General features: G+C 75.1%; 14 protein-coding genes. 9 read left to right on the plus strand and 5 right to left on the minus strand.

The genetic code is table 11. From position 1 onward, the window contains the following. Nucleotides 1-65: 65 nt before the first annotated feature. The 4 genes from ACZ3IG_RS29765 to ACZ3IG_RS29780 all read right to left on the minus strand — a co-directional run bounded on the left by ACZ3IG_RS29765 (nucleotide 66) and on the right by ACZ3IG_RS29780 (nucleotide 3,491). Complete coding sequence (locus ACZ3IG_RS29765) at nucleotides 66-533, minus strand: peroxiredoxin (RefSeq protein WP_467435917.1); 468 nt, start codon at nucleotides 531-533, stop codon at nucleotides 66-68. Then, nucleotides 530-910, minus strand: a complete 381-nt coding sequence (locus ACZ3IG_RS29770; RefSeq protein ID WP_467435918.1) for a DoxX family protein — start codon at nucleotides 908-910, stop codon at nucleotides 530-532. The genes ACZ3IG_RS29765 and ACZ3IG_RS29770 overlap by 4 nt, the downstream gene beginning before the upstream one ends. A 428-nt stretch (nucleotides 911-1,338) precedes the next feature. Beyond that, entirely contained in the window at nucleotides 1,339-2,433 is a 1,095-nt protein-coding gene (locus tag ACZ3IG_RS29775) for a FecCD family ABC transporter permease (protein WP_467435953.1), read from the minus strand. Between the two features lie 5 nt (nucleotides 2,434-2,438). Then, nucleotides 2,439-3,491 (minus strand): FecCD family ABC transporter permease, encoded by a 1,053-nt coding sequence (locus ACZ3IG_RS29780; protein WP_467435919.1) that lies wholly within the window; start codon nucleotides 3,489-3,491, stop codon nucleotides 2,439-2,441. A gap of 184 nt (nucleotides 3,492-3,675) precedes the next feature. On the opposite strand from ACZ3IG_RS29780, the gene fes (ACZ3IG_RS29785) reads away from it, so the two are divergent. From fes (ACZ3IG_RS29785) to ACZ3IG_RS29825, 9 genes are all read left to right on the plus strand, one after another. Beyond that, nucleotides 3,676-4,995, plus strand: a complete 1,320-nt coding sequence (gene fes, locus ACZ3IG_RS29785) for an enterochelin esterase (RefSeq protein WP_467435920.1) — start codon at nucleotides 3,676-3,678, stop codon at nucleotides 4,993-4,995. A 62-nt stretch (nucleotides 4,996-5,057) separates the two neighbouring features. Then, on the plus strand, nucleotides 5,058-6,038 hold the full coding sequence (locus tag ACZ3IG_RS29790) for an ABC transporter substrate-binding protein (protein ID WP_467435922.1): 981 nt from the start codon (nucleotides 5,058-5,060) through the stop codon (nucleotides 6,036-6,038). Further along, nucleotides 6,035-6,817, plus strand: a complete 783-nt coding sequence (locus ACZ3IG_RS29795; RefSeq protein ID WP_467435923.1) for a 2,3-dihydro-2,3-dihydroxybenzoate dehydrogenase — start codon at nucleotides 6,035-6,037, stop codon at nucleotides 6,815-6,817. The genes ACZ3IG_RS29790 and ACZ3IG_RS29795 overlap by 4 nt, the downstream gene beginning before the upstream one ends. A gap of 84 nt (nucleotides 6,818-6,901) precedes the next feature. Beyond that, a complete protein-coding gene (locus ACZ3IG_RS29800) occupies nucleotides 6,902-8,101 on the plus strand; it encodes an isochorismate synthase (protein WP_467435925.1) in 1,200 nt (399 codons plus the stop codon). Continuing rightward, a complete protein-coding gene (locus ACZ3IG_RS29805; protein ID WP_467435926.1) occupies nucleotides 8,098-9,726 on the plus strand; it encodes a (2,3-dihydroxybenzoyl)adenylate synthase in 1,629 nt (542 codons plus the stop codon). The genes ACZ3IG_RS29800 and ACZ3IG_RS29805 overlap by 4 nt, the downstream gene beginning before the upstream one ends. Before the next feature lie 22 nt (nucleotides 9,727-9,748). Then, nucleotides 9,749-10,381 carry an isochorismatase family protein gene (locus ACZ3IG_RS29810; protein ID WP_467435927.1) on the plus strand — a complete coding sequence of 211 codons (633 nt, stop codon included), beginning with the start codon at nucleotides 9,749-9,751 and terminating at the stop codon, nucleotides 10,379-10,381. A 3-nt stretch (nucleotides 10,382-10,384) separates the two neighbouring features. After that, nucleotides 10,385-10,612 (plus strand): phosphopantetheine-binding protein, encoded by a 228-nt coding sequence (locus ACZ3IG_RS29815; protein WP_467435928.1) that lies wholly within the window; start codon nucleotides 10,385-10,387, stop codon nucleotides 10,610-10,612. Then, nucleotides 10,609-14,487: an amino acid adenylation domain-containing protein gene (locus ACZ3IG_RS29820; RefSeq protein WP_467435929.1), complete on the plus strand. Its 3,879-nt coding sequence runs from the start codon at nucleotides 10,609-10,611 to the stop codon at nucleotides 14,485-14,487. The genes ACZ3IG_RS29815 and ACZ3IG_RS29820 overlap by 4 nt, the downstream gene beginning before the upstream one ends. Next, nucleotides 14,484-14,687 (plus strand): MbtH family NRPS accessory protein, encoded by a 204-nt coding sequence (locus tag ACZ3IG_RS29825; RefSeq protein WP_467435930.1) that lies wholly within the window; start codon nucleotides 14,484-14,486, stop codon nucleotides 14,685-14,687. Before ACZ3IG_RS29820 ends, ACZ3IG_RS29825 begins: the two co-directional genes overlap by 4 nt. 164 nt (nucleotides 14,688-14,851) lie before the next feature. Here ACZ3IG_RS29825 and fes (ACZ3IG_RS29830) read toward each other — a convergent pair whose 3' ends face one another. Beyond that, on the minus strand, nucleotides 14,852-16,126 hold the full coding sequence (gene fes / locus ACZ3IG_RS29830) for an enterochelin esterase (RefSeq protein WP_467435931.1): 1,275 nt from the start codon (nucleotides 16,124-16,126) through the stop codon (nucleotides 14,852-14,854). Nucleotides 16,127-16,245 lie beyond the last annotated feature (119 nt).

The raw sequence follows: 16,245 nt of genomic DNA on the forward strand, positions 1-16,245 counted from the left end.
CTGCGGATCCGGGAGCGCCGACCGGGGCGGTCCGTGTGCCGGTCACTGGTGCCCCCGGCCGTTCCTCAGGAGCGGTGCGCGCGCAGGGCCGCCAGGGCCCGGTCGGCGTGCGCGGCCATGCGCAGTTCGCTGCGGACGACGTCGAGCACCGTGCGGTCCTCGGCGATGACGAAGGTGACCCGCCTGGTCGGGGCGAGGGTGAAGCCCCGCCGCACGCCGAACCGCTCGCGGACCGTGCCGTCGGCGTCGGACAGCAGGGGCATGCCGAGTGCGTGCCGGCCGGCGAACTCCCGCTGGCGGTCCACGGCGTCGCCGCTGATACCGACGGGCCGGGCGCCCACGGCGGCGAACTCGGCGGCGAGGTCGCGGAAGTGGCAGGCCTCGGCGGTGCAGCCGGGGGTGAGCGCGGCCGGGTAGAAGAACAGCACCACCGGGCCGTCGGCGAGCAGACCGGTCAGGCTGCGCTCGGCACCGGTCTCGTCCGGCAGCGCGAAGTCGGGGGCGGTGTCGCCGGGCCCCGGGCGCCCGCTCATGCCGAGTCCCGCGCGTTCCGGGCGACACCGCGGGCCCACAGCACCAGCGGCAGTTGCAGGGGCAGCCGTCCGTAGGCGGCGGCCTTCTGGGGCGTGGGGCGGTGCCGCCAGTCGACGGCCATCTTGACATTGGCGGGGAAGACGCCGACGAAGAAGGCCGCGGCGGCCCGGGCGGCGACCGGCCGGGTGCGCGGCAGGGCGATCCCGGCGGCCAGCGCCAGTTCGACGGCGCCGCTGGCGTACGTCCAGGCCCGGGGCGTGCCCGGCAGGCCGCGCGGGACGATCTCGTCGAAGCGGCGGGGGACGGCGAAGTGGGCGGCGCCCGCGGCGGCCAGCAGGCCGGCGAGCAGCAGGGGCGAGCGTTCGGACCGGGACACGGTTCCTCCTCCGGGGGGCCTGACGCGCGATATTACTCGACGGTAAGCACGGTGGGGCGGTGGGCGAGCCGGGTGCCCCTGGGCCGGCGGTGAGCGCCGACGGCCTCGCCGCGCCGGCCCTGGGCGCTCTGCCCGGCACGGCACCCTCGCGAGCGACAGCACCGGCGCTGGCGGCCCTGGACACTCTCGCCGGCACGGCACCCTCGCGAGCGACAGCACCGGCACTAGCAGCCCTGGACACTCTCGCCGGCACGGCACCCTCGCGAGCGACAGCACCGGCACTGGGCGCCCTCTCGGTGGTGGGGCGGCTCCAGCTCCACGGGCCGCGGGAGCCGGCGGCGGCGCGGAGAGAGGGCGAGGTGCGGGGTGTGGGGGTCCGTGCCGCCGGGCGGCGCACTCCGCGCCTGACCCTCACACCCCGGCCCCGCTCAGAGCCGGGCCCCGCGCCGCTCCCCCCGCAGCAGCCACGCCAGGTACGCGCCGCCGGCCACTCCGGTCAGGACGCCGACCGGCAGCAGGGCCGAGCCGGTCGCCCGCTGGGTGGTGAGGTCGGCCGCGGTGAGCAGGAGGGCGCCCATCCAGGCGGCGGGCAGGACGTTGGGGCCCGCCGCGCGCGTCACCCGGCGTGCCAGCTGCGGCGCGGCCATGGCCACGAACGGGATCGGACCGGCCGCCGCGACCGCCAGCGCCGTCAGCCCCGTGCCCGCGCTCAGCAGCACCAGGCGGCTGCGCTCCGGCGGCACCCCGAGCGCGGCGGCGGTGTCGTCGCCCATCTCCAGCATGGTCAGGCGCCGCGTGTACACCAGGACGACCGGGCCGAGGGCCACGACGCCGAGCGCCGCGATCCGTACGTCGCTCCAGTCCCGGGCGTTGAGCGAACCGATCGTCCAGCTCGCCGCCTGGGCCGCCTTGCCGATGTCGGCGCGCAGGTACAGGAAGCTGGTCACCGCGCCCAGCACCGCCGAGGCGCCGATGCCGACGAGGACCAACCGGTAGCCGTGCACCCCGCGCTTCCAGGCCAGCAGATAGACGGCGGCGGCGGTGGCGAGGCCGCCGCACACCGCGCCGGCGGCCGTCTGCGCCGCGCCCGCGTCCAGGACGATGATGGCGACGAGCGCGCCGGCCGAGGCCCCGTTGCCGAACCCGATGACGTCGGGGCTGCCGAGCGGGTTGCGGGTGAGCGACTGGAACACCGCGCCCGCCATGCCCATCCCGAACCCGACCAGCGCGGCCACCAGCGCGCGCGGCAGTCTGAGGTCGAGCACCACGAACTCGGCGCCCGGCGGGCCGTCGCCGAGAAGGGTGCGCACCACCTCGGCCGGGGACAGCGCGTAGGTCCCGGTGCCGATGGCCAGCACCATCGCGAGCGCCGCCAGCACGGCCAGTACCGCGCAGACCAGTACCGCCCGGGGGTCGTACCGCACCGACCAGCGCCCCGCGCGCAGCAGTCCGCGCCTCAGGTGGGTCCGGGACACCGCTGCCTCGCCGTCCCGCTTCTTCTCGTGCCGCCGCTCGGCCCGCAGGACGCTCACAGCTGGGCCACCTTCCGCTGCCGTACCAGATGGATGAAGAGGAGCCCGCCGAGGAACGCGGTGACGGTGCCGACCTCGATCTCCGACGGCGGCACCACGATCCGGCCGACGACGTCGGAGACGAGCAGCAGCACCGGCGCGAACACCGCGCAGTACGGCATGAGCCAGCGCGGATCGGGTCCGCAGAAGGCGCGGGCGGCGTGCGGGATCATCAGGCCGATGAAGCCGATCGGCCCGCACACGGCGGTCGCGCCGCCGCACAGCAGGGTGATGGCGACGACGGAGAGCACCCGCACCCGCCGCACCCGGGTGCCCAGGGCCAGCGCGTGGTCCTCGCCGAGGGCGATCGCGCCGAGCGGCCGGGCCAGCGCGAACGCGAGCAGCGCGCCGGCCGCGAGCAGCGGCGCCACGGTGAGCAGCAGGGACACGTCGCGCTTGGCGAGCGTGCCGACCGACCAGTACCGCATCTCGTCCAGGGTGCTCAGGTGCCACAGCGACAGGCCGTTGACGTAACCGAACAGGGCCGCGTTGACGGCGGTTCCGGCGAGCGCGAGGCGGACCGGGGTGGCCCAGCGGCCGCCGCCCAGGGCGTTGACGACGGTGGCGGCGACGGCCGCGCCGGCCAGGGCGAACCAGAGGTACCCGGTGAACGAGGTGATGCCCAGGACGCCGATCGCGGTGACCACGGCGGCGGACGCGCCCGCGTTGACGCCGAGCAGTCCGGGATCGGCGAGCGGGTTGCGGGTCAGGGTCTGCATGACCGCGCCACCGAGACCGAGGGCCGCGCCGACCGCGACGCCGATGAGGGTGCGGGGCAGTCTCAAGTCCCGCACGATCGCGTCGTTCTCGGTGCCCGAGGGGCTGAACAGGCCGGACCAGACCTGGTCGAGGGGGATCGCCTTGGTGCCGACGGCCAGCGACAGGGCGGCCGCCGCGGCCAGCAGTACCAGGCCGAGGAGCAGACCGGCCGGGCGCACCGCGGCACGGGCGCGCGGGGTGCGGGCGCCGGGCGCCGTGTCCGGCGGGGCGGGGGCCGTCGCGGCGCTCACGGGGCGGCCGCCGTACGGGCGCGGCGGCACCGGGAGTCGGGCACCGTTTTCGGCCGGTGCAGTGCACACATTCCAATGAACATGTGGTTAGCTTAGGCTACCCTTACCGAGGCTGTTGACGATCTCGTCGGCAGAAACCGGCCGTCCCCTGTACGCCCCTGACCGCGGTCCACGGAGAACACCGATGACCAGCCTGCCCAGTTCCGCCCCGAGTGATGCCTCCCCGGACGTCCGTCCGGTCCGCGTCACCGGTCCGCACGTCGCGCGCCTCCTGGCGGAGGCGGAGGGTGCCGACGCCGTGCGACGCGCGGCGCTGGCCGCCGAGTTCTGGGCAGAGGTGGAACGTTTCGGCACTCCGCTGATCGAGGAGCTGGACGGCCGGCCCGGCCACCGCGCGGTCACCTTCCTGTGGCGCGGTCACCGCGCCACCCGGCAGGTGCTGTTCCAGGGCAACCGCATCACCGACCGCGACCACCTCGCCGGTTCGCTCCTGGAGCGGGTGCCGGGGACGGACGTGTGGCACCTGGGCCTGCGGCTGCGCGCCGACCACCGCGGCTCCTACCGGCTGGCCGCCGACATCTCGCTGCGGGAGCCCCCGACCGACCCGGCCGGCCTCCAGCAGCGGCTGCGGTCGCTGTCCGCGCACGCCGCCGCCGACCCGCTCAACCCCCGCCGGGTGGCGACCCGGTGGCAGCCGGCCGACGGCTCGGTCTTCGCCCTGCCCGATGCCCCGGCCCAGCCGTGGACCGGACGCCGGGGCACGGTCCCGGCCGGCCGCGTCGAACGCCACCGGGTGACGGCCGCGGAGCCGGTCGGCGACCGGGACACCTGGGTGTACCTGCCGCCGGGGCTCGACCGCCACGCCGGGACGCCGCTGCCGGTGGCCGTGGTGTGCGACGGCGACATGTGGTTCGGCCGGCTGGGCTTCGGCGACACCCTCGACGCGATGATCGCCGACGGGGCGCTGCCGCCGCTGGTCGTGGTCGCGCCGGACGCCGTGGACCGCCGGACCCGCTGGCGCGACCTCGGCGCCCGGGAGCCGTTCGTCGCCTTCCTGGCCGACGAGTTGCTGCCCTGGGCGGCCGGCCGCTGGCCGCTCACCACGGACCCGCGGCGGACCGTGGTCGCCGGGCAGAGCCTGGGCGGCATGACCGCCCTGTACGCCGGGTTCCTGCGGCCCGACCGGTTCGGCAACGTCCTCGCCCAGTCCGCCTCCCTGTGGTGGCGGCCCGGACTGCCGTCGCCGGCCGGTCCCAAACCCCTCGTGTCCGGCGACCCCTGGCTCGTCGCCCGCTGCGAGTCCGCGCCGCCGCGCCCCGTGACGGTCCGTCTGGACGTCGGACTGCACGAGGGCGCCATGGTCGACCACAGCCGCGCCCTGTACGACGCCCTGAGCGCCGCCGGCTGTCCGGTCACCCTCGGCACGTACAACGGCGGCCACGACTACGCCTGCTGGCACGGCGCGCTGGCCGACGGCCTGGTCCGGCTGCTGGGCGCCCGCTGACCCCGAGACCCCTTTCCCGCCAATTCCCGCCAACCCACCCACGACCGAGGAGTCCTTCTTCCATGTCCCGTGCACGTTCCACCCGCAGAACCGTAACGACGTCCGCCGCCGCGGTCCTGGCCGGAGCGGTCCTCCTGACCGGCTGCGGGGGCGACGACGGCGGCAGCGACACCGCCGGCGGCAAGGAGCCGAGCACCCGTCAGGTCACCGACGCCACGGGCCGCGAGGTCGACGTGCCCGCCGACCCCAAGAAGGTCGTCACGCTGAGCGAGCCCACCCTGGACGCCGCCCTGGCGCTCGGCGTCGAGCCGGTCGGCGCCACCGCGGGCCGCGGGCAGCAGGGCGTCTCCACCTACCTGGCCGACAAGGCCGGCGGGACCGAGGTCGTCGCCACGGTCGCCGAGGCCGACATGGAGAAGGTCGCCGCGCTCCAGCCCGACCTGATCCTGCTCGACGAGACGACCGCCGTGAAGACCCAGGTCTCCAAGCTGGAGTCGATCGCCCCGACGGTGGTCACCGCCAAGCTCAACGAGGACTGGAAGAAGGCCTTCACCGCCACCGCCGACGCCCTCAACAAGGCGTCGGAGGCCGAGAAGATCATCAGCGACTTCGACACGGACCTGGCCGCCACCAAGAAGAAGCTGGGCGACAACGCGGGCGCGGTGGTCAGCGTGATCCGCTGGCAGAACAGCGCCCCCTCGGCGGTCGGCCGCGGCGTCGGCCACGTCGGCTCCACCCTCACCGACCTGGGGCTGGAGCGGCCCGAGGACCAGCAGGGCGTGGGCAGCGGCCACAGCGAGCCGGTCAGCCTGGAGAAGCTCTCCACCATCGACGGCGACTGGCTGGTCTTCGGCACCCTCGGCGACAAGGCCGACGGCGAGAAGGCGTACGCCGAGGCCAAGAAGGTCCCCAACTTCTCGAAGCTGAAGGCCGAGAAGGCGGGCCACGTCGTCGTGGTCCAGGGCTCCGCCTGGAACAGCGCCGGCGGTCCGCTCGCCGCGCGGATCGTCCTGGACGACCTGACGAAGGCGCTGGCCTCGTGAGCGGCGCACTGGACGGCCGGCTCGCCCTCGTGACGGGAGCGGGCCGGGGCATCGGCGCGGCGGTGGTCGAGGCGCTGGTCGCGGAGGGCGCCCGGGTCGTCGCCACCGACCTCGGACCCGGCGACGTGGAGGCGCTCGCCGGCAAGCTGGGCGAGCGGGTCACCCCCCGGCGGCTCGACGTCACCGACGCCGCCGCCGTCGACACGCTGGTGGACGCGGCCGAGTCCCAGATCGGGCCGCTGGACATCGCCGTGAACGTGGCCGGCATCCTGCGCGACGCGCCCGTCACCGAACTCACCGACGAGGACTGGGCGGCGCACTTCGCGGTCAACACCACCGGCGTGTTCCACGTCTCGCGCGCCGTCGCCCGCCGCATGACCGGACGCGGCCGGGGCAGCATCGTCACCGTCGCCTCCAACGCGGGCGGCATCCCCCGCGCGAACTTCGCCGCGTACGCCGCCTCCAAGGCCGCCGCGGTGATGTTCACCAAGTGCCTGGGCCTGGAGGTCGCCCGGCAGGGGGTGCGCTGCAACACGGTCTCACCCGGCTCGACCATGACCGACATGCAGCGCGCGCTGTGGACCGAGGGCGAGGAAGAGGCCTCGGCGCGGCGCGTCATCGAGGGGGACCTGGCGTCCTACCGCACGGGCATCCCGCTCGGCCGGATCGCCGACCCCTCCGACATCGCCGACGCCGTCGTCTTCCTCGCCTCCGACCGGGCCCGCCACATCACGATGCACGACCTGTACGTCGACGGCGGCGCGACCCTGCGGGCCTGAGCCCCACCCCGGCCCGGCCCGCCCCCGACGGAGTCCCCCACCGGAGTCCTCACGGAGTCCCGGAGTCCCCCACAGGAGACTGTCATGTCCGTTTCCCTGCACGAACCCACCGCCGCCGCGCCCGTCTCCCCGGGCGCGGCGACCTCCCTGCTCGACGCGTACCGCCCGGCCACCGACCGCTTCCTGGCCACCCCGCACCGGACGCTGCTGGGCCGCGGCACCGCCGCCGTGATACCCGACGACGCCCGGCCCCCGGCCGTGCGGGTGCGCGAGGTGCTCGACGGACTGCGCCGCCCGGGAGCTGCGGCGCCGGTCGTCGTCGGCACCCTGCCCTTCGCCCCCGACGGCCCGTCCGCGCTGGCGGTGCCGGACATGGTGCACTGGGCGCCGCCGCTGCGCGAGGACCCGCTGGTCGCGCTGGCCGTCCCGCACGACGAGGACCGGCCTCACTGGCGGGTCGAGGAGGTCCCCTCCCCCGAGCGGTACGGCGAGGCGGTCGCCGCGGCGGTGGCGCGGATGCGGGCCGGCGAGTTCGACAAGGTCGTCCTCGCCCGCAGCCTGGAGTTGACCTCCGGCCGCGAGCCCGACCTGCCGGCCATGCTGCGCCGGCTCGCCCGCCGCGACCCGGCCGGCTACACCTTCGCGGTGCCCAGCGGCCCCGGCCGCACCCTGATCGGCGCCAGCCCCGAACTGCTGGTCTCCCGGCAGGGCGGCTCGCTCACCGCCAACCCCCTCGCCGGGTCGGCGCCGCGCAGCGAGGACCTCGCCGAGGACGTGCGGCGCGCGGTCGCGCTGCTGGAGTCCGAGAAGGACCTGCACGAGCACGCCGTCGTGGTGGCCGCCGTACGGGAGGCGCTGGCGCCGTTCTGCACCACCCTTCAGGTGCCCGAGCGGCCCACGCTGGTGCGGACCGCCGCCATGTGGCACCTGTCGACCACCGTCACCGGCGAGCTGGCCGACCCCGGGGCCACCACCGCCCTGGACCTGGCCTCCGCGCTGCACCCCACCCCGGCGGTGTGCGGCACGCCCACCGAGCTGGCCCGGCAGGTCATCGCCGAGTCGGAGCCCTTCGACCGCGGGGCCTACACCGGCATGGTCGGCTGGCAGGACGCCGACGGCGACGGCGAGTGGGTCGTGACGATCCGCTGCGCCGAGGCCGAGGGCAGGACCCTCAGGCTGTTCGCCGGCGCCGGTGTCGTGGCGGCGTCCACGCCGGAGGCCGAGACGGCGGAGACCGCCGCCAAGTTCCGTACGTTCCTGCACGCCGTTGGAGCTTCGCTGTGACCCTCACCCCCGGTGTGGACTCCCCCACCTGGCCCGCCGAGTTCGCCGAGCGCTACCGCGCCGCCGGCTACTGGCGCGGCGAGACCTTCGGCGGCGTGCTGCGCGAGCGCGCCGCCGCCCACCCCGACCGGACCGCACTGGTCGACCCGGCCCCCGAGCGCCGTACCTGGACCTACCGGGAGCTGGACGAGCGGGCCGACCGGATGGCCGCCGGCTTCCTGGCGCGCGGCATCCGCAAGGGCGACCGGGTGGTCGTCCAGCTGCCCAACATCGGCGAGTTCGTCGAGGTGGTCTTCGGGCTCTTCCGGATCGGCGCGCTGCCGGTCTACGCGCTGCCCGCGCACCGCGAGACGGAGATCGTCCACTTCTGCTCCTTCACCGAGGCGGTCGCCTACGTCGTCCCGGACCGGCACGCCGGCTTCGACCACCGGGAGCTGGCCTCGGCGATGCTGAAGCGGGTGCCGAGCCTGAAGCACGTGTTCGTGGCCGGCGACCCCGGTGAGCACACCGCGCTGAGCGAGGTGCCGTGCGAGCCGTCCGGCCCGTTCGACGGGCCCGAGCCGCACGAGCTGGCGTTCCTCCAGCTCTCCGGCGGGACGACGGGTCTGAACAAACTGATCCCGCGCACCCACGACGACTACATGTACTCGCTGTGGGGTTCCAACGAGATCTGCGGAGTGGACGACGCCACCCGGTTCCTGGTGGTGCTGCCCGCCGCGCACAACTTCCCGATGAGTTCGCCGGGCTGGCTCGGCGTGCTGTACGCGGGCGGCACGGTGGTGCTGTCCCCGAAACCCGACCCGGCCACCGCGTTCCCGCTGATCGCGGCCGAGCGGATCACCATGACGGCGCTGGTGCCGCCACTGGCGCTGGTGTGGACCGACGCCGCTCCCGCCGCCGAGCACGACCTGTCCAGCCTGGAGCTGGCCCTGGTCGGCGGCGCCAAGTACAGCGAGCAGGCCGCCCGCCGTCTGGAACCCGCGCTCGGCTGCCGGCTGATGCAGGTGTTCGGCATGGCGGAGGGACTGGTCAACTACACCCGGCTGGACGACGACACCGAGACCGTCGTCACCACCCAGGGCCGGCCCATCTCCCCCGACGACGAGATCCGGGTCGTCGACGACGAGGACAACGACGTCCCCGAGGGCGAGCCCGGACACCTGCTGACCCGCGGCCCGTACACCATCCGCGGCTACTGGCGCGCCCCCGACCACAACCGCCGCTCCTTCACCGAGGACGGCTTCTACCGCACCGGCGACCTCGTCCGCCGGCTGCCCAGCGGCCACCTCGTCGTCGTGGGCCGGGCCAAGGACCAGATCAACCGGGGCGGCGAGAAGATCGCCCCCGAAGAGGTCGAGAACATCATCCTCGCCCACCCCGCCGTCCACGACGTGTCCGTGGTCGCGGTACCCGACGAGTACCTCGGCGAGCGCTCCCTCGCCTACGTGATCCTGCGCGAGGACGCCGAACCGCTGAAGCCGGTGGCCGTCAAGCGGTTCGTCCGTGAGCGCGGCATCGCCGCCTACAAGGTCCCCGACCTCGTCGAGTTCGTCGACGCCTTCCCCCAGACCGGCGTCGGCAAGATCAGCAAGAAGCATCTGCGGTCCGCCGCCGAACAGTCCTGACCGCATCCGAGAGGACTCCCCCATGGCACTTCCCGCCATCGCCCCCTATCCGCTCCCGGCACCGGACGAGCTGCCGGCCAACCGGGTGTCGTGGACCGTGGACCCGGCGCGTGCCGTCCTGCTCGTGCACGACCTGCAACAGCACTTCCTCGGCGCGTTCCCGGCCGGCGAGCAGCCGCTGACCGGCATGCTCGGCAACACGGCCCGCCTGCTCAAGGAGTACCGGCGCCTCGGTGTGCCGGTCGTCTACTCCGCCCAGCGCGGCGGCCAGACCCCCGAGCAGCGCGGTCTCCAGCTCGACTTCTGGGGCCCCGGCGTCGCCGACGACCCGGCGAAACTGGCCACGCCGGACGCCGTGGCCCCGCAGGACGGGGACACGGTGCTGACCAAGTGGAAGTACAGCGCGTTCGTCCGCACCGGACTGGCGGACCTGATGCGGGAGAAGAACCGCGACCAGATCGTCGTCGTCGGGGTGTACGCGCACATCGGCGTGCTGATGACCGCCGCCGACGCCTGGCAGCGCGACATCCAGGCGTTCGTCGTCGCCGACGCCGTGGCCGACTTCTCCCGCGCCGACCACGACATGGCGCTGCGCTACGCGGCCGGCCGCTGCGCGGTCGTGACCACCACCGACACACTGCTCCAGGAGGTCTGAGGCATGGCGCTCACCGTCGAACAGATCCGTACCGACGTCGCCGACTGTCTCGGCGAGGACGTGGCGGACATACCCCTCGACGAGAACCTCGTCGACCACGGCCTGGACTCGGTCCGCATCATGACGCTCCTGGAGCGCTGGCGCCGCGAGCACGCCGTGACCGCCGACTTCGCCGATCTCGCCGAACAGCCCGCCATCGAGGCGTGGGCCGCGCTGCTGGGGGTGGCATGACCACCCTCACAGCGGTGAGCGCGCCGGCCGTACTGCCGCTGACGGCCGCCCAGTCGGGCATGTGGTACGCGCAGGCCCTCGATCCGCTGAGCCCCGCGCAGAACACCGCCGAGTGCCTGGAGATCGACGGACCGCTGGATCCCGCGCTGTTCGCGGACGCCCTCGGCCGGGTGGCCGCGGAGGCCGAGGCGCTGCGGGTCCGCGTCGAGGACACCCCGGAGGGGCCCCGGCAGCTCCTCGCCGAGTCCGTCGGACTGCCACTGACGGTACGGGAGTCGGACACCCCGGCCGAGGCTCAGGCGTGGATGCGCGCCGACCTGGCCGAGCCGTTCGACCTGGCGACGGGGCCGCTGTTCCGGCACGCCCTGTTCCGGGTCGGCGCGGACCGGTGGCTGTGGTACCAGCGCATCCACCACCTCGTCATGGACGGCTACGGCTACTCGCTGCTGGTGCGCCGCACCGCCGAGGTGTACTCGGCGCTGGCCCGCGGCGAGGAGCCCGCCCCGCGCTCCTTCGGCTTGCTGGCCGACCTGGTCGCGGACGACGCCGCCTACCGGTCCTCGGCCGCCTTCGAGGCCGACCGGGCGCACTGGTCCCAGGCGTTCGGGGACCGCCCGGAGGCGCCCCGGCTGGCCGGGCGCGGCGCGCTGCCGTCCCGTACGTTCCACCGCCGTACCGCTCACCTCTCCCCGGAGACCACCGAGCGGCTGAAGGACCTGGCCGCCCGGCTCCGCGCCACCTGGCCGGACGTGCTGATCGCCGCGCAGGCCCTGTACACCGCCCGCGCCACCGCCCGTACCGACGTGGTCCTCGGCCTGCCGATGATGGGCCGCATGGGGTCGGTGGCGCTGCGGGTGCCCGGCATGGTGATGAACGTGCTGCCGCTGAGGCTCACCGTCACCCCGGACGCCACCTTCGCGGAACTGGTCCGGCAGGTGGTGCTCGGCATCCGCGAGATCCGCCGCCACCAGCGCTACCGCTACGAGGACATCCGCCGCGACCTGGGCCTGCTCGGCGAGAGCCGGGGCCTGGTGGGACCGCTGGTCAACGTGATGCCGTTCGACTACGGCGTGGACTTCGCGGGCGCCCCCGCGCGCGCCCGCAACCTGTCCGCGGGCCCGGTGGACGACCTCACCGTCAACATCTACGACCGCGCCGACGGCCGCGGGCTGCGCGTCGACCACGACGGCAACCCCGCCCTGTACGAGGACGCCGACCTCGCCGCGCACCAGGAGCGGTTCCTGCACCTGGTGGACCGGCTGGCCGGGGCCGACCCGCAGGCCCCCCTCGCCGTCCACTCCATCGCAACCCCGGCCGAACGGGCGCTGGTCGTCGACGAGTTCAACCGCACCGAGCGCGCCCTGCCGCCGACCACCCTGATCGGTCCCGTCGAGTCGCAGGCCGCGCGCACCCCGGACGCCACCGCGCTGGTCTTCCGGGACACCACGCTCACCTACGCGGAGCTGAACTCCCGCGCCAACCGGCTGGCCCGCCACCTCCAGTCCCTCGGCGCCCGGCCGGGCACGGTGGTGGCCGTGTCGGTGCCGCGCTCGGTGGAGCTGATCGTGTCGCTGCTGGCCGTGCTGAAGGCGGGCGCCGCCTATCTGCCGCTGGACCCGGACTACCCGGCGCAGCGGCTGGCGTACATGCTCGACGACGCGGAGCCGGTGTGCGCGATCACCGACCGCGCCGGCCGCCTCCCCGAGGGCACCCGCACCGAAGCGGTGGTGCTGGACGGGCTCGACCTGTCCGGGTACGCGTGGACCGACCCGGCCCGCGCGCTCACCCCGGCGCACCCGGCGTACGTCATCTACACCTCCGGTTCCACCGGCCGCCCCAAGGGCGTCGTCGTACCGCACCGGGCGATCGACAACCGGCTGCGCTGGATGCAGGCGGAGTACGGGCTGACCCCGGCCGACCGGGTGCTGCAGAAGACGCCGTCGTCGTTCGACGTGTCCGTGTGGGAGTTCTTCTGGCCGCTGCGCGAGGGCGCGGCGCTGGTGGTCGCCGAGCCCGGCGGCCACAAGGACCCGGTGTACCTGGCCCGGCTGATCCGCGAACGCGCGGTCACCACCTGCCATTTCGTGCCGTCGATGCTCCAGGTGTTCCTGGGCGCTCCGCAGGCCGCGGAGTGCGGGGAGGTGCTGCGCCGGGTGTTCTGCAGCGGCGAGGCGCTGCCCCGCGAGACGGCGTCCGCCTTCGCCCGCGCCCTGCCGGGCGTGGAGTTGCACAACCTGTACGGGCCGACCGAGGCCGCCGTCGACGTCACGTACCACGCCTGCGACCCGGCGGACTCCGGTCCGGTGCCGATCGGCCGCCCGGTGTGGAACACCCGCCTGCGTGTCCTGGACGCCGCCCTCCAGCCCTGCCCGCCCGGTGTGCCGGGCGAGCTGTACCTGGCGGGCGCCCAGCTCGCCGACGGCTATCTGGGCCGGCCCGAGCTGAACGCGACCCGGTTCGTCGCCGACCCGTTCGGGCCGGCGGGCACCCGGATGTACCGCACCGGCGACCTGGCCCGCTGGACGGCCGACGGCGAGGTCGAGTACCTGGGCCGCACCGACCACCAGGTCAAACTGCGCGGTCAGCGCATCGAACTGGGCGAGATCGAGGCGGCGCTCGCGGCCCTGCCGGGCGTGGACGCGGCGTGCGCGCTGGTCCGCGACGACCGGCTCGTGGGGTACGTGACCGGCGGCGCGGACCCGGTGCGGGTCCGGGCGGCGCTGGCCCGGGAACTGCCCGAGCACATGGTCCCGGCGGCCGTGGTGGCGCTGGACGCCTTCCCGCTCTCCCCCAACGGCAAGCTGGACCGCCGTGAGCTGCCCGCCCCGGTCTTCGCCGGCGGCACGGGCGCGCGGCCCTTCGCCTCCGCCCGCGAGGAGGCCCTGACCGGCCTGTTCGCCGAGGTGCTGGACGCCCGGGGGGTCGGTCCCGACGACGCGTTCTTCGACCTGGGCGGCACCTCGCTGCTGGCCGTCCGTCTGGTCGGGCGCGTCCGGGAGGAGTTCGGCGCCGAGCTGACCATCGGCTCGCTGTTCGAGGCGCCGACGCCGGCCGCGCTGGCCGCCCGGCTGGACGCCGCCGCGCCCGCCGCCGACGACGCCCTGGGCGTCGTCCTGCCGCTGCGCGCCGAGGGCGAGGGCACCCCGCTGTTCGGCATCCACCCGGCGGGCGGGCTGGCCTGGTGCTACGCGGGCCTGACCGCGCGGCTTCCCGGGCTGCCCGTGTACGGGCTGCAGGCCCGCGGCCTGACCGGGGACGAGGAACTGCCGCGCACCCTCCAGGAGGAGGCGGAGGACTACGCGGCGCAGATCCGCCGCGTCCAGCCGCACGGCCCGTACCGCCTGGTGGGCTGGTCGGTCGGCGGGGTCCTCGCGCACACCGTGGCCGTCCTGCTCCAGGAGGCCGGCGAGCGGGTCGACCTCCTCGCGCTGCTCGACGCCTTCCCCTCCGAGCAGTGGCGGGAGCGGCCCGCGCCCGAGGAGGGCGACGCGCTCACCGCCGTGCTGCGCATGGCGGGCTTCGACCGCACCGGCGAACGCACCCGCGAGGACGTGCTGGCCACCCTGCGCGCGGCCGGCAGCCCGCTGGCCGGGCTCACCGACCGCACCCTGTCCCGGATCGTCGACATCGTCCCCAACCACGCCCGCATGATGCGCGAGCACGAACACCGGGTCTACGACGGTGACGTGCTGTTCTTCACCGCCGCCGCGCCGCGTGCCGAGGACTGGCTGACCAGGGAGGCGTGGCGGCCGTACGTGACCGGACGGATCGTCAACCTCGATTTGGACTGCACCCATCCGCAGCTGATGCGGGACCGGTACCTCGACGACATCGCGGCGGCCCTGACCGCCCGTCTGAAGGAGCTGGACGCATGACCCCCGACGCCATCGGCCCCTTCGACGCCGGGTCCGGCGACGGCCACGGCAGCCATCTGGTCTTGGAGAACGCGGGCGGGCTGCGGTCCCTGTGGCCGGCCTGGCGCGCGGTGCCGGCCGGGTGGACGGCCCGCTTCGGTCCGGCCCCGCACGCGGCGTGCCTGCGCCGGGTGGCGGAGGCGGAGGCGGACCGGGGTTGAGCGGCGACAGCGGTGCGTCCGGCCGGGCGGCGGGGGCGCGTCCGGGTGGGTCGTGCGCGCCCCCGCGCCGGACGCGCCGCCCGACGCCTCCCTGTACGCCTCCCTCGACGCCGCCGAGGTGGCGCCGAGGTGGCGCCGAGGTGGCGCCGACCCGGCTGCCCGGGTCAGCGGCCCAGGAGCGCCACGAGGCCGTCGGCCAGTTCCGTGCGCCAGCACAGGTAGTCGTGACCGCCGTTGAACTCCCGATAGGAGGAGTCGTGGTACCCCAGCTCCCGCAGGGTGTCGCGCAGCCGCCGGGCCGCGGGCAGGGCCACCCACTCCTGCTCTCCGAAGGAGAGCCACAAGCGCACCGGCAGCCGCGGCACGCCCGCGAGGGTCCGGGTGAGCCACTCGGCGTGCTCTCCGACGGGCCACCAGAACGAGCCCGACTGGACGAGGGCGTTGCCGAAGCGGTGCGGGGCGGCCACGGCGGCGTAGGCGGCGGTGAGCCCGCCCAGGCTCTGCCCGGCGACGACGGTCCGGGCCGGGTCGGCGGTGACGGGCAGCCGCCCGGCCGCCCACGGCAGCAGCTCGTCCGTGAGGTGGGCGACGTATCCGGGCCGGCAGCTCAGTTCGGCCCAGCGGGTGGGTTCGTCCACGGCCTCCGGCAGTACGGCGGCCAGCGGCGGGATCCGTCCGTCGGCGATCAGGTTGTCCAGCAGGTGCGCGAGGCCGAGCCGGGGCCCCCAGTGCTCGCCGTCCAGCAGGACCAGCACCGGCAGCCCATCGGACGGCGCCCGCCCGCCGGGGGGCGCCGGGGGCGCGTACAGCCAGACCCGCCGCTGTCCGCCCAGCCGGGCGCTGGGCACCCGGTGTTCGGTGACGGTGCCGTGCGCGACGTCCGGCCGGGGTGCCCAGTCGGCCGCGTCGGGAGCGGCCGGGAGTTCGGCGTACGACACCGGCGTGCCGCCCCAGCGGCGGGGCAGGGCGCGGTCGTTGAAGGGGTCGGGCCGGGGACCGGCCCGCAGTGCGCGCCAGTAGTCGGGGCCGGTGGCCTCGATCCCTTCGTCGACGTGGAAGTCGTACGTGCCGCGCCAGTCGTGCCGCAGGCGCAGGGTCCAGTGCCATACGTCCGTACCGGGGACGTGCTCCATGAGGTTGCCCTCGGGATCGCGCGGGTCGCCCAGCTTGTTGGGCAGCACCTCGACGGCGCGGGTGGCCGGGGTGCCGCGCCACAGGAACGTCACCGCCCGGTGCTCGGAGCTGCCCTGGGGATCGGGTCCCACCAGCGGTGTGCCGAGGCGGCGGACCTCCGCCCAGAAGTCCTCCGCGCCGTCCGGGCCCGGCAGCGCCCGGACGGGCTCCGCGAGCCGTGGGACGGGGTGCGGCCGGGGCAGGCGGGGCGGCCGGTTCGCCGTGGCTTCGGGCGGGCCGGTGAACACGGTGGGTGCGGATTGCATTTGACTGCTCACGATCTCCATATTAGGTTAGCCTTACCTTACTTGATCGCACGTCGCTTTCCCGCGCCGGCTGTCCGCCGCCCCCACACGTGCCTCCTCTCCAAGCGTCCCTTCGGGGA

The organism is Streptomyces sp. NPDC016677, from assembly GCF_055562815.1.